Below are 22,116 nucleotides of genomic sequence, written 5' to 3' on the forward strand. Positions count from 1 at the left end.
CGGGTCATGGGGCTTTGACTCCCGCCCTTCCCTCGTCGTTCCAGTCGCTACGCTCCCTACACTCCTCAGTCCAGGCCGGGAGGCCCCATGACATTCACCACCCGGCCTACGTTGCGCGGCACGTTCGGGATGGTCTCGTCCACGCACTGGCTGGCCTCACAGTCGGCCATGCGGATTCTCGAGCTGGGCGGCAACGCGTTCGACGCGGCCGTTGCGGCCGGGTTCGTGCTGCACGTCGTGGAACCGCATCTCAACGGTCCCGGTGGTGAGGTCCCGGCGATCGTCGCCACCGCCGACGACCCCACACCGCGCGTGCTGTGCGGTCAGGGCGTCGCCCCGGCCGGTGCGACGATCGAGCACTACCGCTCACTCGGTCTGACGCTCGTCCCCGGCTCCGGGCCGCTCGCGGCCACCGTGCCGGGAGCGGTCGACGCCTGGCTGCTCCTGCTGCGTGACCACGGCACTCTGTCGTTGCGCGTCGTACTGGAACTCGCCATCGACTACGCGCGCAACGGTCACCCGCTCGTGCCGCGCGTCGGTGACACGGTCAGCACCGTGCAGGAGCTGTTCGAGCAGCACTGGCCGACGTCCGCCGCGCTGTGGTTGCAGGACGGTCGTCCGCCGGCTGGCAGGTTCCGCAACGAGGCGTACGCCGCCACCCTCGAGAAGCTCGTGACCGAGGGCGAGGCGGCCGGCGCGGACCGGCAAGTGCAGATCGAGCAGGCGCGGAAGACCTGGCGGGAAGGGTTCGTCGCGGAGGCGGTCGACAAGTTCTCGCGGCTACCCCACCGGGACTCCAGTGGCGAGAACCACGGAGGCCTCATCACCGGCGACGACATGGCCGCCTTCCAGGCGAGCTGGGAGGAGCCGGCGACGGTCGACTGGAACGGGTACACCGTCGCCAAGACCGGGCCGTGGGGCCAGGGACCAGGGTTGCTGCAGTCGCTCGCCGTACTGTCGGAGCTGGGTGACGTCGACCTGGACAGCGCCGAGGGCGTGCACACGACGGTCGAGGTGATGAAGCTGTCGTACGCGGACCGCGAGGCCTGGTACGGCGACGGCGCCGACGTACCGCTGAAGACGCTGCTCTCCCCCGCGTACGCCGCCGAGCGCGCCAAGCTGATCGGCCCGGACGCGAGCCTGGAGCTGCGGCCCGGGCACCCGGACGGTCGCCGGCCCGTCCTCCCGTCGATTGCTGTGGGCAACGATCTCGGCGACGCGACCACGGGTGAGCCGACCGTCTCGTCCGGTGGCGTGACCCGTGGCGACACCTGCCATGTCGACGTGATCGACCGGTGGGGCAACATCATCTCCGCCACGCCGAGTGGAGGCTGGTTGCAGTCGTCGCCGACGATCCCGGAGCTCGGGTTCTGCCTTGGCAGCCGGGCACAGATGTTCTGGCTCGAGGAAGGCCTGCCGGCCTCACTGGCGCCGGGCAGGCGTCCGCGGACCACGCTGACGCCGACGTTGGTGCTGCGCGACGGGCAGCCGGTGATGGCCTGTGGGTCGCCGGGTGGAGACCAGCAGGACCAGTGGCAGCTGCTCTTCCTGCTGCGGCATCTCGGCAGTGGGATGGATCTGCAAGAGGCCATCGACGCGCCGGCTTGGCACACGACCGGCTTCCCGTCGTCGTTCTACCCGCGCACCACCGAGCCGGGTGGTCTAGTGATCGAGAGCCGGGTCGGCGCCGCCGTACGCGATGAACTGGCGCGCCGCGGGCACGTTGTCACCGAAGGCGAGGCGTGGAGTCTCGGCCGGTTGTGCGCCGTACGGAAGGAGCCGGACGGGGTGCTGGCCGCGGCGGCCAACCCGCGCGGCATGCAGGGGTACGCCGTCGGCCGTTAGGCGCTTTCGGGCCGACTGCTCAGTGCGGCCTTGGCAGCGGCTGCCACGTGATCGCGTGCGGCGATCGTGGCAGCCGCTGGGTCGCCGGCCTCGATGGTCTCGACCAGGCGGATGTGTTCCTCCCACGAGTGCGGTGCGCGCTGGGCGGCGCCGACGCGGAAGACCCAGTGGACGTGGTGGTACATCGCGGCCGAGATCGACAGCAGCCAGCGGTTGCCGCTGACCTCGATCACCGCCCGGTGGAAGGCGCTGTTGAGCTCGGCGACCCGGTCGAAGTCCTTCGCGTCAGTCGCGGCGCTCGCCTCGTCGAGCAGCCGGCGCAACCGGGCCACGTCGGCCGGGGTCGCCCGCTCGGCCGCCAGCCCGCCGGCCAGCGTCTCCAACTGTTCCCGTACGGCGAACAGGTCGCGCACCGCGGTCTCGTCGAGCGTCGCCACCACCGCACCCCGGCGCGGCAGGATCTGAACGAAGCCCTCGGCCTCGACCACGCGCAACGCTTCCCGCACCGGATTGCGCGACACCCCGAAGTCGTCCGCGAGGCGGGTCTCGGTCAGCCGCTCACCTTGCGCGTAGTCGCCGTCCACGATGCGCCGGCGCAACTCCGCGAGTACCTGCTCGCGCAACGCCACATGGTCGGCACCGATCGTACGCACTACGCCGTCCCCCAAACCCGGTTGCTCCACCCCATGCTCCTCTCCCCGTTCGGCTTCGCGCCACGGTAGCCGATCGGCCGAGCCTCGGCACGTGATCCCGGCGAGAGCTATGTTGACGGCTTGAGCATCAGACTGACTCCCCTGACGGATCCCGACTTCCGGCCGTTCAGCCGCCGGATCGCCTGGCTCGCCGCGGACGCCGACGGCAACCCTGTCGGATCCGCCTTCCTGCGACTCAACAGTCGCGAGACCCAGTCGCATCTGGCCGAGCTCCAGCTGAACGTCCACCCGGCCGAACGCCGCCGAGGTGTGGGCTCTCAGCTGCTGGATGCGGTCATCAACGCGGCCCGCGACCACGAGGTCCGCACGCTGCTCGGCGACGCGACCGCGGGCTCCCCCGCTGACCTGTTCCTCGCGGTGAGCACCTGACCACGGTCGCGGCCGTCGACGACGCCACCGGAGCAATCGTGGGCTTCACCGAACTCGTCGTACCCGGTGACGGCAAGGGCGACGGCCAGCACTACGGCACCGCCGTACTCCCGGAACACCGCGGGCACGGCCTGGCCCTGTGGATGAAGGCCGAGCAGATCCGCCAGGCCCGGCTCCACTTCCCCGACCTGGCCGGTCTCCTCACCGACACCGTCGACACCAACACGCCGATGCGACGCGTGAACGCCCAGCTCGGTTACGAGCCCACCGAGTCAGTCCACCGGCGCACTCTCGACCTCTAGTAGAGCTACTGGCCGAGGATCTTCTGGACGGCCGCGGTGGTGATGGGGTGGTAGCCGGGGCGGGCCTTGGCGAAGACCTCGGCGGCGAAAGCGCGGTCTGTGCCGGCGAGCGCCCGGTAGACCGGAAGGACCAGCTTCATCCGGCCGACGTTGGTGAGGAACTCGGCGAGCTCGGCGTACGCCGCCTCGTAGCTGCTGGCCGCGACCACCTGGTACCACCGCCGGGCGATCTCGCCGTTCGCCGTACCGGTCAGGCCGAAGGCCCGGTCGAGCTGCTGCAGCAGGAGCGGGCTGAGTACGTCGGGGGCCGCGTCCAGGAACCGCAGCCACTCCTGCGTGGTCCACTCCTCCGCACCGGCCGGAAGCTCGCCAGTCGCCAGCCACCGGTTCCGGGCGCCGTCGACCACCTGGAAGCGCTCCGACACCGCCCGGCGGGCGAACGACGGGATCCCGGGCTCGTCCAGCCACGCGGCCAGCTCGGCGTCCGTCACGACGCCTGGGTGCGGCTCGAGCAGGTGCTCCCGCAGGTGCTCCACGAAGTCGTCGGACTTGATACTGCGGAACGCGAACCGGTCGAAGTACCCGCGCAGGAACGGGTCGAACACCTCGCGCGAGAACCGCTCCTCCAGCCAGGACAGGAACCACGACCCCTTCAGCGGCCCGGTCGCCGTGTTCCCGTGGTACTCGGACCGGTGGTTCAGCCCCGGCAGCTCGACCGCCAGCTCGGCCGGCGTCAGCGGGTCCAGCTTCACGACCGTCGCGTGCTGCTTGATCGCCGTTTCCATCACCGCGAACTCGCTGCCGTAGACCGCTTCGACGATCCGGTTCTCGACGTACGACGTGAAGCCTTCGTTCAGCCAGATGTCGTCCCAGCTGTCCTGCGTGACCAGGTTGCCCGACCAGCTGTGCGCGAGCTCGTGCGCGACGACGCTGACCAGGGACTTGTCCCCGATCACCACGGTCGGCGTCGCGAACGTCATCCGGGGGTTCTCCATCCCGCCGTACGGGAAGGACGGCGGCAGCACGAGCAGGTCGTAGCGGCCCCAGCGGTACGGTCCGAAGAGCTCCTCGGTGACCCGCATCATCTCTTCGGTGTCGGCGAACTCGGTCGCCGCGCGCCGGGCCATCTCCGGCTCGGCCCACACACCGGACCGCTCACCGATCGGCTCGAAGACCAGGTCGCCGGCCGCGATGGCCAGCAGGTACGACGGGATCGGCTCGGGCATCACCACGTCGTACGAGCCGGTCCGGCGGGACGTCGTACCGTTGTCGGCACTCATCAGGACCATCAGCTCGGGCGGAGCGGTGACGTGGGCGGCGTAGCTGAACCGCACGCCCGGAGTGTCCTGCACCGGCACCCAGCTGCGTGCGTGGATCGCCTGCGACTGGCTGAACATGAACGGCAGCACGCCACCGGCCGTCATCGACGGCTCGAGCCACTGCAGGCCGGTCGCGGTCGGAGCGGTCCGGTAGTTGACGCGCACGCGCTCATGCAGAGCGGTGCTGATGGTCAGGGCCGAGCCGAGCTCCTTGTCCGGCGCCGCCAGGCTGTACTCCAGGGGCTCCCAGCCGTCGGCCGTCGCGCCCTCGACCGCCAGCACGGTCAGGTCGCGGGTGTCCAGGACGAGCCGGTCACCGGACCCTGTCCAGCCGAGTGTGTGCGTGGCGGTCCCGGCCAGCACCTTCGCGCTGAAGTCGAGCTCGACATCGAGCTCGAGATGGGTCGTCCGAACCAGAGCAGGTTCGGCGTAGGAGTGGCGATCGTGCGTCACGGATAACTCCCCGAGTGAAGGTGTCCGGGGAACAGTACCCACGCCACAGCCCGATCGGGCGGCCATAATGAGCCAGCCGCACCATGGTGCCAAAACCCTGCTTTGATCCTGACGCCGATTGCGAAAATAGGGGCGGCTGCTAGCAGACTGTGACCATGATGTCGCAGGGAAGTCCCGAACTGGTGCTGAAGCGGCGGCCGTTCGGGTCATGGCTGCTCGGGCCGGCCGACCAGAGCATACGGCTCCTGCGCTTCCGGCTGCAGGTGCTGATGACGACGTTCTCGATCGGGACCAACCTGATCGGTGCCCTGGTCGTGTTCGTGCTCGCGGTGTTCGTGCTGCCCGGGCCTCCCCTGCTCGACCACCTCAAACTGTTCGAGGCGATCGTCATCCCGCTGTACTTCTTCGTCGCGGTGGCGATCGGCTGCATCTGGAGTACGCGGCTGACCCGGCGCGTGACGCGGTGGGTGGAGGAGGAACGACCGGCCACTCGCCAGGAGCAGATCGCGACCCTCCAGCTTCCACTGCGGCTCACGCTGATCGAGGTCCTGCTCTGGCTCGGGGCCGTGGTGATCTTCACGGTCATGACCGTCGTGCTGCAGCCGGAGAACGCGCTGCGCATCGCGGTCACCGTCTTCGACGGCATGATCATCACCTGCGCGGTGTCGTACCTCCTGACCGAGTTCGCGCTCCGCCCGGTCGCGGCCCGGGCGCTGGTCGACGCACCGCCGCCGCGCCGGTTGCTCGCGGCCGGCCTGAAGGCGCGAACGGTGTTCTTCTGGGCGGTGGGTTCTGGTGTGCCGGTGGCCGGGCTGATGCTGGCCGCCGTCCTCGCGCTGATCGAGAAGGACGTCTCCTCGACGCGCCTCTCCGTCGTGATCCTTGCCCTGGGCATCGTGGCATTGGGCAACGGCTGGCTGCTGACGATGCTGTCGGCCAAGTCCGTGGTCGCGCCGGTCCGCTCGGTGCGGACCGCCTTGGGCCTGATCGGCGAAGGGCAGCTCGACGTGAGCATCCCGGTCTTCGACGGAACGGAGCTCGGGTCACTGCAGGCGGGCTTCAACCGGATGGCCGAGGGTCTCCGGGAGCGCGAGCGGATCCGCGACGTCTTTGGGCGGTACGTCGGTGCGGACGTCGTTCAGGAAGCGCTCACCAGCGATCAGCTCGGCGGCGAGGAGCGATTCGTCGCGGTCCTGTTCGTCGACCTGGTCGGGTCGACCGAGATCGCGGTGGAACGACCGCCGGCCGAGGTGGTCCAGTTGCTCAACCGCTTCTTCGAGATCGTGGTCGACGAGGTGGACCAGCAGGGAGGCTTTGTGAACAAGTTCGCCGGCGACGCGGCGCTGGCCGTCTTCGGTGCACCGGCCGAACTGCCGGACGCGGCAGGGCGCGCTCTCTGCGCGGGCCGGGAGCTGGCCCGGCGGCTGGCCGAGGAGTTGCCGGAGGCAACGGCCGGGATCGGCGTGACGGCCGGGATCGTGGTCGCCGGCACGGTCGGCGACGTACGGCGGCACGAGTACACGGTGATCGGCGACCCGGTGAACGAAGCCGCCAGGCTCAGTGAGCTGGCCAAGTCCGTGCCCGGCCGGCTGATCGCTTCGATGACGGCCGTCGAGGAGTCAGCCCCGGCGGAGGCCGACTGCTGGCAGCCCGGCGATCAGGTCACGGTCCGCGGCCGCTCGGCGCCGACCCATCTCGCTATCCCTCAGTGATCAACTGATACAGGAGTGCTGCTCCGTGCAGCATCGCCCTGGTCTGACGGTCGTGGGCGGCGCGGCGCTCCGCGATCGCGTCTCGCAAGGCCTCAGTGCTCCCGGTACGGCGAAGTCCGTCGAGCACCGGCTTGATCTGCTCGAAGTAGTACCGCCCTTGCCGCAGCATGTGAATGACTCGCGCATCCCGCACCTGCTCCGGACCGTACCGCCGGTATTTCGTCCCCGGCTCCCGCGTCGGCGCCAGCAACCCCGCGGCTTCCCAGACCCGCAGCGCCGACGTGCGGACGCCCAAGCGGTGCGCCAACTCCCCCACCAGCAGCGAGGGCCCGTTCGCCGGCGACTCGTCGACATACTCGGCGGCCATCGCGCCGAGCGCCTCACTCGCGGCATCGGTCGCCAGCCGCTGCTCGTGCAGGGCGGCATGGGCCGCGTCGACCAGCCGGTAGGCCAGCGGTTCGTCGCCGTTGTGCACGGCCCGCATGATCTCCGTGGCGGTCTCCGCGCCGAAGCCCGGCGCCAACGCGCGATACGTCAGCAGCGCGGACAGATGCTCCGGGCCGTACTGCCGGTAGCCGGTGTCGGATCGCGGCGCGGGCGGCAGGATCCCGGCCGCCTCGTAGTTCCGCACGAGCTGCGTCGAGACGGCTGCCCGCCGCGCCAGATCAACCGGCCGTAGTCCCATGGCTTTAGCGTCCGCCGGAGACGTCGACGGTGGTGCCGGTCATGTACGACGACCGATCGGAGGCGAGGAACGCGATCACCTCGGCAACCTCTTCGGCCTTGCCAGGGCGGGCGAGCGGTGGCGTCGTACCCATGCGGTCGAGCCGGCCCGGTTCGTGGATGTCGGTCTCGATCAGGCCTGGGCGGACGCCGAGTACGCGGATGCCCTCCTTGGCGACCTCGTTGGCCAGGCCGATGGTGAGGGCATCGACGGCCGCCTTGCTGGCCGCGTAGTCGACGTACTCGCCGGCTGAGCCGAGCACGGCCGCGCGTGACGACACGTTGACGATCACTCCGCCGGATCCGCCGTACGCCGTGGACATCCGGCGTACCGCGGCACCGGCGACCAGAAAGGCGCTGATCGAGTTCATCCGGAACACGCGGTCCAGCCGCTCGGCGTCGTATTCCGCGACCCGGCCGGCCGGCGACACGATGCCGGCGTTGTTGATCACGGCACCGATCGGCCCGAGCTCGGCGGTGACGGTGTCGAAGAGCCGCTCGATCTGGTCGGCGTCGACCACGTCGGCCTGGACCGCGATCGCCCGCTGCCCGAGCTGCTCACAGGCCTTCACCACGCGCGCGGCCTCATCGGCCCGGGTCCGGTAGTTGACCGCGACGTCCCATCCGTCCGCCGCGAGCGCCACCGCGGACGCGGCACCGATCCCCCGGCTCCCTCCCGTGACCAGCACGACCCCACTCTCAGTCATGCCCCTACCCTGTCATGTCTCAGGAGGCAGGCGGCAGCGCGAACCCCAGCTGGGTCTCGGTGTCGTCGAATCCGAGCGCGCGATAGATCCGGATCGCGAGGTACTCCGGGTCCGCGACCATTACCAGCGTCCGCGCCCCGCCCTCGGTCAGCCCGTACGTCGACGCGCGGTGGACGAGCGTGCTCGCGAGCCCCCGGTCGCGATCCTCCAGCGAGGTCTGCACGTTCTGGAACCGCGCCAGCCCCTTGCCGTCGAACATCAGCCCGAGCGAGCTCTGCAACCGGTCACCGTCGAACGCCCCGAACCACGTCCCGTGCCCGGCCTCCACCAGCGCGCGCTTCGCCGCCAGCTTCCGCCGGGTGAACAGCACGTAGTCCTCGTCGACCGTCATCGTCGCCGTTGCCAGGCTCTGCTGGACCAGCTGCTCCCAGTCGTCGTCACTACTCAGCAGCCGGTACGTCGCTTCCTCGTTGGGCCGGCGTGGTGCGACGACCTCGCTCGCGGTCATCACCACGCTCCGATCGACGTCGAAGCCGGCCGCGATCAGCTCGTCCTCGGCGCCGATCTCCGCGTCCACACTGTCGATGCCCAGCGCAACATGCTCGGCGTCCGGAAACTCCTGGCGGAAGGTCTCCGTGCGGGCCTTCGTGTCACCGGGCGCGAACGGCGTGCGGTAGAGCAGGAAGTTCCCCCACCAGAAGCCCGGGTTGTCCGGCGTCCGCACCACGACGTACTCGCCGCGGTCTTCGAACACGCTCCCGCTGAGCTCCAGCAGCAACAGGTCGGTCCGGTATCCGAGGCTCTTGATCTCCACGCTGCCATCCTCGCGGATCCGTCAATCGCATTCCGGTTGACATGCAGCCTTTTGGCTGCCTAATGTGTTCATGCAGCCAGACGGCTGCATGAACCGATCGGAGCGGGATGGACGACGAGGTGTTTCGCGCCCTGGCCGACCCGAGCCGCCGGCAACTGCTCGACATGCTGAACACGCGCAACGGGCAGACGCTGCGAGAGCTCTGCGCCGGTCTGGACATGGCCCGGCAGTCGGTGAGCAAACACCTCACCGTGCTCGAGGCCGCGAACCTCGTCACCACCGTGTGGCGCGGCCGGGAGAAGCTGCACCACCTCAACGCCGAGCCGATCAACGCCATCGCGGACCGCTGGATCCATCAGTACGACCGTCGGCGGGTCCAGCTGTTCGCCGATCTCAAAACGGCTTTGGAGGCCGAAACCATGAGCGACAACGACTTCGTCTACACGACCTACATCAGGACCACGCCGGAGCGGCTGTGGCAGGCGCTGACCGACCCGAAGTTCACCGAGCAGTACTGGCACGTGCAGCACGAGACCGACTGGAAGCCCGGCTCGGAGATGGTGTGGCACCTGGGTGAGGTGGCGATGGCCGGGCCGGGCCAGGTGGTGCTCGAGCACGAGCCGTACACGCGGCTGTCGTTCACCTGGCACCACATCACGCCGGAGTTCGCGAAGGCGGTCGGGATGGACGACGACCTTTACCAGCAGACCAGCCGCGAGCCGCTGTCCAGGGCGACCTTCGAGCTCGAGCCGGTCGACGACCAGGTCAAACTCACCGTCATCCACACCGGTTTCGAACCAGGCAGCGCCATCCGCGCCATGATCAGCGACGGCTGGATCCGGCTCATCTCCGATCTCAAGTCCTTCGTCGAAACCGAGCTTGCGGTGAAGTGACTACGGGCGCTTGTGGATGAGGAGGGGGAGGACGGCTGCGGCGCCGGCTTCGCGGAGTTTGGCGGCAGCTACCGTGACCGGCCACTGGGAGGAGCTCGCGTCGACGAGTAGGAGGACGGTGCGGGCGGTGACGGCCTGGGCGGTGGTGCCGTCTACCGACAGGCCGTCGCGCCAGACTCTGGCTTCCTCTGCGGAGGACAGGTCGTCGGTGAAGCCGCTGCGGTCGACTGTCAACTCCGCCCGGTCCAGGCGCCCGACGGTGGCGACGTGGTCCGCGATCGCGGACGTCAGCTCGCGGTGACCGGCAGCCGGCAGCGGAACGATGACCTCGGGGCGGCCGGACCACGATCCACGCCAGCGGGAGAGGGCCGCGACGGCACCGGCCCTCAGGGCTTCGACCGCGTCATCCGTAGGCGTTCCGTTGAAGGCAGCTTCCAGGACCTCGCGCCACTCGGGAGCGTCGGCGTACACGATGATCCGGCCGGGCTCGGCCGAGAGCCCGGCAGGGATCTTCCCTCGCGCGCCGAATGCGCCACCGGGCCACATCTTGCGCGTCTCGAGCACGTGCACCTCGCCACGCAGTAGTCGCGTGATCGTCCCGACCGTCTCCGGATCGGGGCGCGCCGCCAACGGATCCGGCAACTCGCCCAGGCAGACCGAACACCGGCCGCACGGCTCGGCGGAAGGATCGTCGAGTGACTCCTGCAGAAGTTGCATGAGGCAACGGTCGCCGCGGGTGTACGCGCGCATGATGTCGGCCTCGCGGCGGCGGACCGCGACGATCCCGTCGTAGTGCGCCGCGTCGAAGGTCCACTCCGCCCCGGTCCGCACCCAGCCACGCTCGACCCGGTCGACGACTCCGTCCACCGCCAACTGCTTCAGCATCAGTTCGACGCGCGTACGACGCAGTCCGGTCTCGGCCTCCAGCGCCGGAACGGTCGCCGGCTGATCCGGCCCGTAGCCCTCCAGCCCGCGCAGCAACCGCTGGACGTTCTCCGGCACGGGGATCGTCGCAGTCGCGAAGTAGTCCCACACTCCAGCGTCAGCGTCCGACGGCAGCAACGCCACCACCGCGTGATCGATACCTCGCCCGGCACGCCCGACCTGCTGGTAGTACGACACCGGTGACGGCGGCGACCCGACATGCACCACGAACCCGAGATCCGGCTTGTCGTAGCCCATCCCCAGCGCCGACGTAGCGATGAGTGCCTTCAACTGATTGGCTCGCAGTGCGTCCTCGAGGCTCTCCCGCTCCCCAGCGTCCAAACCACCCGTGTACGCAGCGACCGGTACGTCGCGACCGTGCACCTCCTGAATCACCGCCGCGAGCCGCTGCGCATCGGCCACGGTCAGCGTGTAGACGATCCCCGAGCCCGGCAACTTCGGCAGGTGATCGACCACCCAGGCGAACCGATCCAGTGGCGACAATGCATCGACCACCGCCAACTGCAGACTCGATCGCGCCAACGGCCCGCGCAGTACCAGAGTCGACTCCCCCAGTTGATGCGCGACGTCTTCAGTCACCCGCGAGTTCGCCGTCGCGGTGGTCGCGAGGACCGGAGTCTTCGGGTTGAGCTGCTGAAGAACGTCGGACACCCGCCGGTAGTCCGGCCGGAAGTCATGTCCCCAGTCCGACACCGCGTGCGCCTCGTCGATCACCAGCAGCCCGACCTGCCCAGCCAGCCCATCAAGCACCCGCCGCCCGAAGCCGGGGTTCGCGAGCCGCTCCGGTGACACCAGCAGTACGTCGATCGCACCGGAACGCAGGTCGTGTTCGATACCCGACCACTCGTCGATGTTGTTCGAGTTCAGCGTGGCAGCGCGCAGGCCGGCGCGGCTCGCGGCCGCGACCTGATCACGCATCAACGACAGCAACGGCGACACCACCAGTGTCGGACCGGCTCCCTCGGCTCGTCTGATCGCAGTCGCCGCCCAATAGACCGCCGACTTCCCCCACCCGGTGGCCTGCACGACCAGAACCCGCGCGGCCGCCTCACACAGGGCCGCGACGGCAGTCTCCTGATCGGCTCGCAGCCGCGCGCTCTCCCCCGCGATCGCCTGGATCACGCCGCCCGCGATCCCGGCGCGAGCTTCGGTCAGAGTGAGCGTTCCGCTGGTGTCAGCCATGCCGAAACCCTAGACGCCCGCACCCCCAGTCCGCTGACGCCAACCCCCACCCTGTGGAAAACCACCCCGCCCCGACCCTCGACGCCGGCTGCTCGAGGAGCAATTCACGCCGCTGGTGGTCAGGCGCACTTCCCGGGGTGACACGGTTCGCCGTCGGGGGTCACCAGTCGCTGCGGACCGGGGCCCTTCGCCGCGAGAGCGTCGTACGGGTTGGCGAGAGCGCAGCGGTCGAGGGACAGGCAGCCGCAGCCGACGCAGTCCTTGAAGTCGTCGCGCAGCTGTTCCAGATGCAGGATCCGCCGGTCGAGCTCGGCCTGCCAGCACTCGGAGATGCGTTCCCAGTCCGCGCGCGTCGGCGTCCGGTTCTCGGGGAGCAACGCCAGGATCGCGGCCACCTCGGCGAGCGGGATCCCGACCCGTTGCGCGATCCGGATCAACGCGACCCGACGGAGCGTGTCCCGCTTGTACCGGCGCTGGTTGCCCGACGTACGGCGGCTGAGAATCAGGTTCTGCCGCTCGTAGAAGTGCAGAGCCGAGATCGCCACGCCACTGCGCTGCGACAGCTGTCCGACTGTCAACTCACCCGGCTCGATGTCCATCGCTCATCCCTCCAACCTCAACCTAGATCGAGGCTAGCGGACGGGCTCAGGCGGTCACGAGTCGGCGCCCGATGCTCGCGGACATCAGCGCGGCCGCCGCGCACAGTCCGCCGGCCAGGTACCAGGCGAGGTTGTAGCTGCCTTGCGCGTCCCGGATCCAGCCGGCACCCGTCGCAGCCAGAGCCGCACCGATCTGGTGGGAGGCGAACACCCACCCGAACACGATCGGCCCGTCCACTCCGAACCACTCCCGGCACAGCGCCACGGTCGGCGGCACGGTCGCAACCCAGTCCAGCCCGTAGAAGATGATGAACACCCAGACGCTCGGCTGAGCCGTCGGACCGAGCAGCGAAGGCAGCACCAGCAGCGAGAGCCCACGCAGCGTGTAGTAGGCGATCAACAGGTAGCGCGGATCCCACCGGTCCGTCAGCCATCCGGACACGATCGTTCCGCCGACATCGAACACACCGACCAACGCGAGCAACGACGCCGCAGTCGTGGCGGGCATGCCATGGTCGTGCGCAGCGGTGACGAAGTGCGTACCGATCAGCCCGTTCGTCGACGCACCGCAGATAGCGAACCCACCCGCCAACAGCCAGAACGCCGGACGCCGCATTGCGGTCCGCAGCGCGTTCAGCGCCCGCAGCGCGCTACTGCCGGTCGACTCGACCCGCTGCCCGGCTGTGCTGCCCTCGGGAGCGCCGTACGCGCGCAGTCCGACATCACTCGGGTAGTCCCGCAGGAAGAACAGCACCAGCGGTACGACGGCCAACGCCGAGCCGGCCGCGACGAGCGCCGGGACACGCCAGCCGTAGTGACCGGCCAGACTCGCGATGAGGGGCAGGAAGATGAGCTGACCGGTCGCACCGGCCGCCGTCAGGATCCCCGTGACCAGACCGCGGCGGTGGACGAACCAACGGCCGGTGATCGTCGCGACGAACGTCATGGACATCGATCCGGTACCGATGCCGACCAGCAGACCCCAGCACAGCAGCAGTTGCCAGGACGAGGTCATGAAGACGGTCAGCCCACTGCCGAGCGCGATGAGAACCAGCGCTCCGCTCACCACCCGGCGCAGACCCAGCCGGTCCATCAGAGCGGCGGCGAACGGCGAGATCAAGCCGTAGAGCAGCAGGTTGATCGACACCGCCGACGAGATCGTCGCATGCGACCACCCGAACTCGTCGTGCAGCGGATCCAGCAGCACACCCGGCACCGACCGGAAGCCGGCCGCCCCGATCAGCGTCACGAACCCTACTGCGGCGACTGCCCAGGCCAGATGGACCCGGGCAGTCTTCTTCGTCTCCAGAATCTGCGTCACCCGGCAAGATTGCCAGTTCGATCACCGTCGAAACAGTGGCCGGAACGCCATCATGTGTCAAGATATGGCCATGGCTGCCAAACGTCACCTGAGCTCGGTCGGTCCGCACGTCGTCGCGGTGCTGGCCCTCGAACCGGTGGTCGGGTTCGACCTGACCATTCCGCCGACCGTGCTCGGTGCGGCCACGAAGGCGGACGGCACCCAGCTGTACGACGTCCGGATCTGCGGGCTCGAGACCGGGCAGCCGGTCCGGGCCGGCGCCGGGTTCAACCTCATCCCGGATTACGGCCCCGAGGTCCTCGCCGAGGCGGACACCGTGATCATCCCGGGCACCTACATCGCCAAGCCCCGCTACGAAGGCACGCTGCCGGACGACCTGGCCGAGGCGTTCGCGACCATCCGGCCCGGCACCCGGATCGCGTCGATCTGCACGGGCGCGTTCGTCCTCGGCGCGGCCGGACTGCTCGACGATCGGCCGGCGACCACCCACTGGGAGCGCGCCGAACTGTTCCGCAGCGTCTATCCACAGGTGAACCTCGACGAGAACCGCCTGTTCATCGACGACGGCGACATCCTCACCTCCGCCGGGCTCGCGGCGGGCGTGGACCTCTGCCTGCACCTGATCCGCCGCGACTTCGGCAGCGAGGTCGCGAACCGGGCCGCACGGCACTGCGTCGTGGCGCCGTGGCGCGACGGCGGGCAGTCACAATTCATCGAGCGCGTCGTACCGGAGGAAGGCAGCGAAGGTACGGCGCCGACGCGAGCGTGGGCGCTCGAGCGGCTCGGTGACGAGCTCAGCCTGCCGACGCTGGCCGCGCAGGCGCAGATGAGCGTGCGTACGTTCAGCCGGCGTTTCAAAGCCGAGACCGGACAATCGCCGGGCACGTGGCTGCTGCAGCAACGCGTACGGCACGCGTGCCATCTGCTGGAGACGACCGACCTGTCCGTCGATCGCGTCGCCGAGTTGGCGGGCCTTGGCACTGCTGCTTCCCTGCGTCATCACCTCCGTTCCGAGCTCGGGGTCTCTCCCCTCGCCTACCGCAAGACCTTTCGCGCGGGCTGACCACTGCCGTGTGGCGGGCTGAGGTCAGAGCACGACCAGGTGGTGCGGCCGGTTGTTCATCGACTCGACGCCGTCCGCCGTGACGACCACGATGTCCTCGATCCGCGCACCCCAGCGCCCCGGCTGGTAGATCCCCGGCTCGATGCTGAACGCCATCCCCGGCTCGAGCGGCAACCCGTTCCCGCTGACAATGTACGGCTCTTCGTGCACGTCGAGCCCGATCCCATGTCCGGTCCTGTGGATAAACAGGTCGCCGAACCCGGCCGCCGTGATCACCTCCCGCGCCGCCGCGTCGATCGACTCCGCCGACACTCCCGGCCGGACCGCGTCCACCGCCGCTTGCTGCGCCTGCTGCAGTACGGCGTACGTCGCGGCGACATCCGCGTCCCGTGGTGCGCCGACGGCGTACGTCCGGGTCGAGTCCGAGTTGTAGCCCTCGGCAACGGGTCCGCCGATGTCGACGACCACCACGTCGCCCGCCTCGATCACCCGGTCGGACACCGCGTGGTGCGGGCTCGCGCCGTTCGGGCCGCTGCCGACGATGACGAAGTCGGCCAGCACGTGGCCTTCCTCGACGATCGCAGCGGCGATGTCGGCGCCGACCTCGGCCTCGGTCCGGCCGGGCCGCAGCCACTCGCCAACGCGCGCGTGCACGCGGTCGATCGCGGCACCGGCCTTCCGCAGCGCATCGAGCTCAGCCGCGTCCTTCCGCATCCGCAATTCGCGGACGATCGGGCCTGCCAGCACCTGCTCGACCTTCGGCAACGCGTCCCGCAACGCGAGCACGTGCAGTGCCGGGGTGAAGTCGCTGACCGCGACCCGTTCCGCGCCACGCAGCCGATCCGCGGCCACGCCGTACGCGTCGTCGCCGTCGACCCAGGTGACGACGTCGACACCCAGCTCTTCGAGTGGCGAGCCGGTGAATCCAGGCGCCTCGAGCTTCGGTACGACGAGGGCCACCGGACCGTCGGCCGGGATGACCAACGCGGTGAGCCGCTCGAACGAGCCACCCGCCTGGCCGATCAGGTAGCGCAGGTCAGAACCCGGCGCGATCAGCAAACCGGTGCCGGCAGCGGCCTCACGGGCGCGCTCCAGGCGGGCCTTGAGGACGGAGGCTTCGGGGGCGGGACCTTGCGGTGTGCGACTCGACATGAGGCGACTCTAAGACTGTCGGTGGGGCTTGCTACAACTGGTCCGGCTTGGATCCAGCTTGGATCAGGCTCGGCGAAAGGCGATCACGATGACACTGCACCACGTGTCCTACGGCGACGGCGTTCCGGTACTCGCGCTGCACGGCTGGACCCCCGACCACCGCTTGATGACCGGCTGCCTGGAGCCGATCTTCGCCAAGCTGCCCGGATACCGGCGGCTCTACCCCGACCTCCCCGGCATGGGCCAGAGCCCGGCGGGCGATATCGACAGCTCCGACGGCATCCAGGCAGCCGTCCGCGAGTTCATCGACGAGGAGATCGGCGCCGAGCCGTTCATCGTGATCGGCGAGTCGTACGGCGGCTACCTCGCGCGTGGGCTGATCGCGGAGCGACCGGAGCAGATCCTCGGCCTCGGCCTGATCTGCCCTGTCGGCGAACTGATCCACAGTGAGCGGACCCTGCCCGAACACGTTGTCCTGCGCACCGAGCCGGGCGTGCTCGAGTCACTCACCGAGGGCGAGGACTTCACCGATCTCGCCGTGGTCCAGACAGCGGCCGCCCTGGCGGCGTATCGGTCCGACGTGGCGCCTGGCCTCGCCGCCGCCGATACGAAGGCGCTCGACCGCATCCAGCAGAACTGGACGTTGTCGATCGGGCCGGAGAGCGGACCTGTCTACACCGGACCAACGCTGATCGTGTGTGGCCGACAAGACTCGGTGACCGGTTACGCGGACCAGTACGCGCTGCTGCCGCACTACCCTCGCGCCACCTTCGCCGCTCTCGACGTTGCCGGGCACACCCTGCAGCTCGAGCAGCCCGAGTTGTTCGGCGCCCTGGTCCGCGAATGGCTGCAACGCCTGCCATCCGCGGCTACCAGCGGGTAATATCTGGCGCATGGTGACTGGGAAGCGTCCGATCGGGTGGCCTTTGCTTGTCGCGCTGACCAACGGGCGCGCCCGGATCTCCGACGAACGGCTGGCCGCGGCCGTCCGGGACCAGGTGATCCTGGTGACCGGTTCGTCGTACGGGATCGGCGAGGCGACCGCGCGGCGGCTCGCTCGGGCCGGGGCGACGGTCTTGCTCGTGGCTCGGACCGCGGATCAGTTGGAGGTCGTGGCCGGCGAGATCCGGGAGGCGGGCGGTACGGCGTACGTCTATCCGGCGAACCTGGCTGAGCCGGCGGCGGTCGAGGAGCTGGTTCGCACGGTGCTGGCCGAGCACGGGCGGGTCGACGTACTGGTGAGCAACGCCGGCAAGTCCATCCGGCGGTCGATCGCGGACTCGTACCAGCGCTTCCACGACATCGAGCGAACGAATGCGGTCAACTACCTCGGCCCGGCCAAGCTCGTACTCGAGCTGCTTCCGTCGATGCGCGACCGCGGCTCCGGCCACATCGTGAATGTCTCCACGGCCGGTGTCCGGACCCCGCCGATGGCGCGCTGGTCGGCGTACCTAGCGTCGAAGGGCGCGTTCGACGTTTGGCTGCGTTGCATCGCGCAGGAGATCCGGGGCGACGGTGTGACCACGTCGACCGTCTATATGGGGCTGGTGCACACGCGGATGAGCGAGCCGACCCCGTTGCTGAACAAGATGCCCGGGCTCACACCGGAGCAGGCCGCCGACCAGGTCTGTACGGCGGTCGCCGAGCGGCCGCACAACATCACCCCACCGATGGTTCGCCCGGCCGATGCCCTGGGCAACCTGTTGCGCGTCCCGACGGACAGGTTGCTCGAGCAGTACTTCCGCCGTACTGGGGGTCGCACCAAGCGAGGCAAGCCATGAGGACCGTGCGTCCGATCAGGCCGATGCGGCCGCCGGAGTGGTTGGTGCAGGGCGCGGCCGAGGTCGGCGGGGTATCGCTCGCGCTGATCAAGTCCGGTGTTTGGCGGCCGGCGCGGCCGGGACATCTGATCGGCATCGAGCGGGCACTGCGCACCTGGGGCCAGTCGATGGCCGCCCTCGGGGCGATCGCGGCGATCCGCTATCCCGATCGCGCCGCGGTCATCTCGGGGCCGGACGAGATCACGTACGCCGAGCTCGACCGCCGCTGCGAGCGCATCGCTGCCGGCCTCCACGACCGCTACCAGATCGTTGCCGGCAGCAAGGTCGCAGTTCTGTGCCGAAACCACCGCGGCTTCCTGGAGGCAACACTCTCCGCCTCCCGGATCGGTGCCGACGTCCTCTTCGTGAACACCGAGTTCGCTCCCCCGCAACTGCAGGCCGTCCTCGACCGACACCGCCCCGACCTCCTCATCCACGACGCCGAGTTCACTCCCCCACCCGGCATCCTGGCCGTCCTCTCGGACCGCAACGAACTGGCCGGATCAACAGCGTCTCCGGCACCACCGCCGGAATCCCCCGGCCACATCACGATCCTCACCTCCGGTACGACCGGTACCCCGAAGGCCGCGCCGCGCGTGCCGACCGCGCTCGGTCTGGCCGGTCTGACGGCGAGCGCGCTCAGCCGGTTCGGTCTGCGGTCAGGTGAGCCGATGATCATCTGCCCGCCGCTGTTCCACGGCCTCGGTCTGCTGACCTCGATGCTCGCGCTGTTCCTCGGTTCACCGCTCGTACTGCGGCCGAAGTTCGACCCAGCCACAGTGCTCGCCGACGCCGAAGCAACCCGCGCCGGCGCGATCGTCGCCGTACCGGTGATGCTGCGCCGGATGCTCGACCTCGGGCCGACGGCGATCGCGGAGCACGACCTACGTTCGCTGCGCGCGGTCATCTCCGGCGCATCCGCACTGGGCGCGCCGCTCGCCGAGCGGTTCATCGAACGGTTCGGGCCTGTGTTGTGTGACGCGTACGGATCCAGCGAGGTCGGCATCGCCACGATCGCCACCTCGGCCGACCTGATCGCGGCGCCCGGCACGGTCGGCCGGCCCTGCCTCGGCAGCTCGATCCGGATCCTCGACGACGCCGACCGACCGATGCCCGTCGGCGAGACCGGCCGCATCTTCGCCGGTGGCGGCCTGGTCTTCGGCGGCTACTCCGACGGCTCCAGCAAGACCGTCGTCGACGGCCGGATGAGCACCGGCGACCTCGGCCACCTGGACCAAGCCGGCCACCTCTTCGTCGACGGCCGCGAGGACGACATGATCGTCTCCGGCGGCGAGAACGTGTACCCGGTCGAGGTCGAGGAATGCCTCGCCACCCACCCCGCAGTCGCCGAGGCAGTCGTCACCGGGGTCCCCGACGACGAATTCGGCCAGCGCCTCGTCGCGTACGTCGTACTCCACGAGCCGGTCACCGAGGACGAACTGATCGCCCACGTCCGCGCCAACCTCGCCCGCTACAAGACACCTCGCCAGATCGTCATCCTCGACGACTTCCCCCGCAACGCCACCGGCAAGGTCCTCCGGAGCAGGCTCAGTCCCCAGTGACGTGTCACCTGATCGCACTCGCCGCGGCAGACATCATCGCCGCGGCCCAGAACGCGCACCCGTCGCCGTGACCCGTGCCTGCCGTGGCCCACGGGTGCACTCCGTCCTGGAGGTAGTACGGGACGCGTCCGGGACTCGAGGAGAACCACGACGACCACGGGATGATCTGGGACTTCGGGAGGTTCTCCCGCAGCTGGTTGTTGACCCACAGAGAGTTCCGCTGGTCCGCCAGCTGGACGGCTGGGGCGTAGCGGGTACGGGCGACCTGCACGTCCGACCAGAGCAGTCTGGTGCCGATCGGGAGGCCGGCCTTCAGGCGGACGACCTGCGCGGTGACCGCAGGTGGATCAAAGATGTCGCTCGGACCTGACTGCACCAGCAGAACTCTCGGAGTCCTCGGCTGGGCCAACAGCCAGTCGACGGCCGGAGTCGCAGGACGTCCCGACCAGTAGTTGACCGCGAGCGTGCTGCCCGCTCGCGCCACCAGCGTTGCCAGCGATCGGTAGCACCGCGTGGTGACGGAATCGCCGATCAGCCCGACCTCCGCCGTCGACCAGTTGCCCACGATGCCGTGCGACATCGTCGGCCAATTACCCAACGTCCCGGAGCCGAAGTCGGCCCGTGCCGGAACAACACCCCGGTCCTGACCGCCGCGCAGTGGAACAGCCATGCCGACGAACAACGCGACAGTCGCTACCGCACTCCCCAGGATGGCAAGGTGCTTCATGCTTCTCCTCTTTGAAGACGCCACCGCTCCCTCCAGAACAGAACCGTTTCGCCCCAGCCTCAAGACCTCGCCAACCCCCGACTGTGCCAGATCCCACCGTAAACGGCTGCGGAGCGGGGCTCGGCCGCCCGGGAATGGGATGTGCGGCGGGTTCAGTTGGGCTTGAAGAGGGTGTGGAAGCGGGTCATTCGGGCCAGGTAATCGTGCTCGTCGCCGAAGTAGATCGCCAGGGTGTCGGCGCCGGCTTCAGCAAGCTCGTAGGCCGACCGCACGACCGGCCCAGGATCCCCGCCGGACCAGTCCAGCCGCGTCCCAACCCGCACCGCGCGCCCCGATCGTCCCGTGTGGTCCGATCGGCCCGTGTGGTCCGGCTGGCCTGGGCCGCCAGGCTCGGCTGCCTCCGCGCGGAGGCGGGTGACGGCTGCGGCGAACCCGGCCGCGTCCAGGCCGAGGCCTTGCCACTCGTCACCGAAGCGCGCGGCACGGCGCAACGCGGGGACCGTCGTACCGCCGATCATGATCGGAAGCGGCGCGCGCAACTTCGGCTCGAACACACCGCCCAGATCCTCGCCGGAGAACAAGCCTCGAATGATCCCGAGGCACTCGTCCGTCCGCCGGCCGCGATCCTCGAAGGACGCACCCACCGCGGCGAACTCGGTCGCCTCCCACCCGGCGCCGACTCCGAGGACGACGCGCTCACCGGACAACCGGTGCAACGTCGCGGCCTGCTTGGCGACGACGTACGGGTTGCGCATCGGCAGCACCAACACGGAGGTGCCAAACCGGATCCGCGTCGTTCGCGCTGCCAGAAACCCGATGGTCACCAGCGGCTCGTAAACACCGCCGTACGTCGAGCCGAACTCACCCGGCGGCAACAGATGATCCGGCAACCACGCCGTGCCATACCCGAGTTCCTCGGCCGCGACGGCGAGCTCGACCAACCGTTCGGGAGCCATGGCTGCCGACTCGTCCGGCAGAACCACCTGCAGTTCGACCATGCGCCCGACCCTAACCGCTCTGAGGGGGCCAGCGGGTCGCAGGCGTAGGTCAGGCGAGCGCCAGGCCGGACCTGTGCCACTCACCAAGCCGGGTGCCTGACCGCGGCCGCGAGGTGGTCGAGCGTGAGCTACCCGTCCGTAGGTTGGTTGGTGAGTGGTGCAAGCCCGGCATCGAGTGGTCGGCGGGTACTGGTGAGTGAGTGGTGCAGGTCCGGGGTGGAGTGGTCAGCGGGTACTGGTGAGTGAGTGGTGCAGGTCCGGGGTGGAGTGGTCAGCGGTCTTGGTGGAGGCGGCTATGCGGGCGTGTACCGGTGGGTGGGACGCCGGTCCGGGTGCGGCGTGTGGGGTTGGCGAGTGATGGGAGAGTGAAAGCGTGAAGATCTTGGTCGGTTATGTGCCAACTCCCGAGGGTGAGGCCGCGCTTACTGCGGCGGCTGCGGAGGCCGGGCTGCGTGGGGCGTCTGTTCTGCTGCTGAACACCAGTCGTGGTGATGCCTACATCGACGCTCGGTACGCCGACGCCGATGAGTTGGCCGCCGCTGAGGCCAGGCTGCGCGAGCACGGTGTCGAGGTGTCGGTGCAGCAGGCGGTCTCCGGCGGCGACGTAGCTGGTGAACTTCTCAAAGCAGCTGCCGCCGAAGATGTCGGCCTGATCGTCCTCGGTCTGCGTCGCCGGAGCCCTGTCGGCAAACTGATCCTCGGCAGCACCGCCCAACGCGTCCTCCTGGAGTCCCCCGTCCCAGTCCTCGCCGTCAAGGCTCCGTCCGCACACGAGTAGCCGCCCCGCTCGCCAGCTACGCGGTGGCTGCTGGCGAGGGGTCCGGCGAGGTGGCTTCCTGCGGACGCCCAGGCCATCACATCTGCAGTTGATGTCGGATCGCTCCGCCTTGGAGTCGG

The 22,116-nt window shown here is 69.3% G+C and carries 21 protein-coding genes; 10 read left to right on the forward strand and 11 right to left on the reverse strand.

The features are described 5' to 3' along the window. Window positions 1-87 precede the first annotated feature (87 nt). The gene (locus AB0E63_RS19565; protein WP_360367690.1) at window positions 88-1,845 is read left to right on the forward strand and encodes a gamma-glutamyltransferase family protein; all 1,758 of its coding nucleotides are present in this window, start codon (window positions 88-90) and stop codon (window positions 1,843-1,845) included. Here AB0E63_RS19565 and AB0E63_RS19570 read toward each other — a convergent pair. Next, window positions 1,842-2,528 (reverse strand): GntR family transcriptional regulator, encoded by a 687-nt coding sequence (locus AB0E63_RS19570; RefSeq protein WP_360367693.1) that lies wholly within the window; start codon window positions 2,526-2,528, stop codon window positions 1,842-1,844. The two genes, AB0E63_RS19565 and AB0E63_RS19570, sit on opposite strands and share 4 nt — an antisense overlap. A 90-nt stretch (window positions 2,529-2,618) precedes the next feature. Between AB0E63_RS19570 and AB0E63_RS19575 the strand changes: the two genes are divergently transcribed. After that, window positions 2,619-2,927 carry a GNAT family N-acetyltransferase gene (locus AB0E63_RS19575; RefSeq protein ID WP_360367696.1) on the forward strand — a complete coding sequence of 103 codons (309 nt, stop codon included), beginning with the start codon at window positions 2,619-2,621 and terminating at the stop codon, window positions 2,925-2,927. Between the two features lie 38 nt (window positions 2,928-2,965). Next, the gene (locus tag AB0E63_RS19580; protein WP_360367699.1) at window positions 2,966-3,229 is read left to right on the forward strand and encodes a hypothetical protein; all 264 of its coding nucleotides are present in this window, start codon (window positions 2,966-2,968) and stop codon (window positions 3,227-3,229) included. Between the two features lie 5 nt (window positions 3,230-3,234). Here AB0E63_RS19580 and AB0E63_RS19585 read toward each other — a convergent pair whose 3' ends face one another. Next, window positions 3,235-5,001, reverse strand: coding sequence for a M1 family metallopeptidase (locus AB0E63_RS19585; RefSeq protein ID WP_360367702.1), 1,767 nt, complete (start codon window positions 4,999-5,001; stop codon window positions 3,235-3,237). A 155-nt stretch (window positions 5,002-5,156) separates the two neighbouring features. Here AB0E63_RS19585 and AB0E63_RS19590 point away from each other — a divergent pair, with 155 nt between their 5' ends. Beyond that, window positions 5,157-6,713 carry an adenylate/guanylate cyclase domain-containing protein gene (locus AB0E63_RS19590; RefSeq protein ID WP_360367704.1) on the forward strand — a complete coding sequence of 519 codons (1,557 nt, stop codon included), beginning with the start codon at window positions 5,157-5,159 and terminating at the stop codon, window positions 6,711-6,713. Here the strand turns inward: AB0E63_RS19590 and AB0E63_RS19595 are convergent. From AB0E63_RS19595 to AB0E63_RS19605, 3 genes are read right to left on the reverse strand one after another with little or no spacing between them, the layout of a single operon-like run. Beyond that, window positions 6,700-7,398 carry a TioE family transcriptional regulator gene (locus tag AB0E63_RS19595; RefSeq protein ID WP_360367707.1) on the reverse strand — a complete coding sequence of 233 codons (699 nt, stop codon included), beginning with the start codon at window positions 7,396-7,398 and terminating at the stop codon, window positions 6,700-6,702. The two genes, AB0E63_RS19590 and AB0E63_RS19595, sit on opposite strands and share 14 nt — an antisense overlap. Window positions 7,399-7,402: 4 nt before the next feature. Further along, window positions 7,403-8,143: an SDR family oxidoreductase gene (locus AB0E63_RS19600; protein ID WP_360367710.1), complete on the reverse strand. Its 741-nt coding sequence runs from the start codon at window positions 8,141-8,143 to the stop codon at window positions 7,403-7,405. A gap of 19 nt (window positions 8,144-8,162) precedes the next feature. Beyond that, window positions 8,163-8,957: a GNAT family N-acetyltransferase gene (locus AB0E63_RS19605; RefSeq protein ID WP_360367713.1), complete on the reverse strand. Its 795-nt coding sequence runs from the start codon at window positions 8,955-8,957 to the stop codon at window positions 8,163-8,165. 107 nt (window positions 8,958-9,064) lie between these two features. Between AB0E63_RS19605 and AB0E63_RS19610 the strand changes: the two genes are divergently transcribed. Continuing rightward, a complete protein-coding gene (locus tag AB0E63_RS19610; RefSeq protein WP_360367716.1) occupies window positions 9,065-9,850 on the forward strand; it encodes a metalloregulator ArsR/SmtB family transcription factor in 786 nt (261 codons plus the stop codon). On the opposite strand, the gene AB0E63_RS19615 is transcribed toward AB0E63_RS19610, so the two are convergent. From AB0E63_RS19615 to AB0E63_RS19625, 3 genes are all read right to left on the reverse strand, one after another. After that, window positions 9,851-11,977 (reverse strand): DEAD/DEAH box helicase, encoded by a 2,127-nt coding sequence (locus AB0E63_RS19615; protein WP_360367719.1) that lies wholly within the window; start codon window positions 11,975-11,977, stop codon window positions 9,851-9,853. It lies immediately after the preceding gene. Window positions 11,978-12,096: 119 nt separating this feature from the next. Then, a complete protein-coding gene (gene soxR / locus AB0E63_RS19620) occupies window positions 12,097-12,576 on the reverse strand; it encodes a redox-sensitive transcriptional activator SoxR (protein ID WP_360367722.1) in 480 nt (159 codons plus the stop codon). A 46-nt stretch (window positions 12,577-12,622) separates the two neighbouring features. Then, window positions 12,623-13,897 (reverse strand): MFS transporter, encoded by a 1,275-nt coding sequence (locus AB0E63_RS19625; RefSeq protein WP_360367725.1) that lies wholly within the window; start codon window positions 13,895-13,897, stop codon window positions 12,623-12,625. A 70-nt stretch (window positions 13,898-13,967) separates the two neighbouring features. On the opposite strand from AB0E63_RS19625, the gene AB0E63_RS19630 reads away from it, so the two are divergent. Further along, window positions 13,968-14,960, forward strand: a complete 993-nt coding sequence (locus AB0E63_RS19630) for a helix-turn-helix domain-containing protein (RefSeq protein WP_360367728.1) — start codon at window positions 13,968-13,970, stop codon at window positions 14,958-14,960. A 24-nt stretch (window positions 14,961-14,984) separates the two neighbouring features. Here the strand turns inward: AB0E63_RS19630 and AB0E63_RS19635 are convergent, their stop codons facing one another. Then, window positions 14,985-16,112 (reverse strand): Xaa-Pro peptidase family protein, encoded by a 1,128-nt coding sequence (locus tag AB0E63_RS19635; RefSeq protein ID WP_360367731.1) that lies wholly within the window; start codon window positions 16,110-16,112, stop codon window positions 14,985-14,987. Between the two features lie 88 nt (window positions 16,113-16,200). Between AB0E63_RS19635 and AB0E63_RS19640 the strand changes: the two genes are divergently transcribed. Genes AB0E63_RS19640 through AB0E63_RS19650 form a run of 3 tightly spaced genes read left to right on the forward strand, consistent with a single transcriptional unit; the run spans window position 16,201 to window position 19,494 of the window. Beyond that, window positions 16,201-16,995, forward strand: coding sequence for an alpha/beta hydrolase (locus AB0E63_RS19640; protein ID WP_360367733.1), 795 nt, complete (start codon window positions 16,201-16,203; stop codon window positions 16,993-16,995). A 10-nt stretch (window positions 16,996-17,005) separates the two neighbouring features. Beyond that, entirely contained in the window at window positions 17,006-17,893 is an 888-nt protein-coding gene (locus tag AB0E63_RS19645) for an SDR family NAD(P)-dependent oxidoreductase (RefSeq protein WP_360367736.1), read from the forward strand. Next, a complete protein-coding gene (locus tag AB0E63_RS19650) occupies window positions 17,890-19,494 on the forward strand; it encodes an AMP-binding protein (RefSeq protein ID WP_360367739.1) in 1,605 nt (534 codons plus the stop codon). The genes AB0E63_RS19645 and AB0E63_RS19650 overlap by 4 nt, the downstream gene beginning before the upstream one ends. A gap of 4 nt (window positions 19,495-19,498) precedes the next feature. Here the strand turns inward: AB0E63_RS19650 and AB0E63_RS19655 are convergent, their stop codons facing one another. Both AB0E63_RS19655 and AB0E63_RS19660 read right to left on the reverse strand, forming a co-directional pair. Beyond that, window positions 19,499-20,221: a hypothetical protein gene (locus AB0E63_RS19655; RefSeq protein WP_360367742.1), complete on the reverse strand. Its 723-nt coding sequence runs from the start codon at window positions 20,219-20,221 to the stop codon at window positions 19,499-19,501. A gap of 152 nt (window positions 20,222-20,373) precedes the next feature. Then, complete coding sequence (locus AB0E63_RS19660; protein WP_360367745.1) at window positions 20,374-21,219, reverse strand: LLM class flavin-dependent oxidoreductase; 846 nt, start codon at window positions 21,217-21,219, stop codon at window positions 20,374-20,376. A 373-nt stretch (window positions 21,220-21,592) separates the two neighbouring features. On the opposite strand from AB0E63_RS19660, the gene AB0E63_RS19665 reads away from it, so the two are divergent. After that, window positions 21,593-21,997, forward strand: a complete 405-nt coding sequence (locus AB0E63_RS19665; protein ID WP_360367748.1) for a universal stress protein — start codon at window positions 21,593-21,595, stop codon at window positions 21,995-21,997. Window positions 21,998-22,116 lie beyond the last annotated feature (119 nt).

The sequence above is a fragment of the Kribbella sp. NPDC026596 genome, assembly GCF_040638415.1.
GTDB lineage: Bacteria > Actinomycetota > Actinomycetes > Propionibacteriales > Kribbellaceae > Kribbella.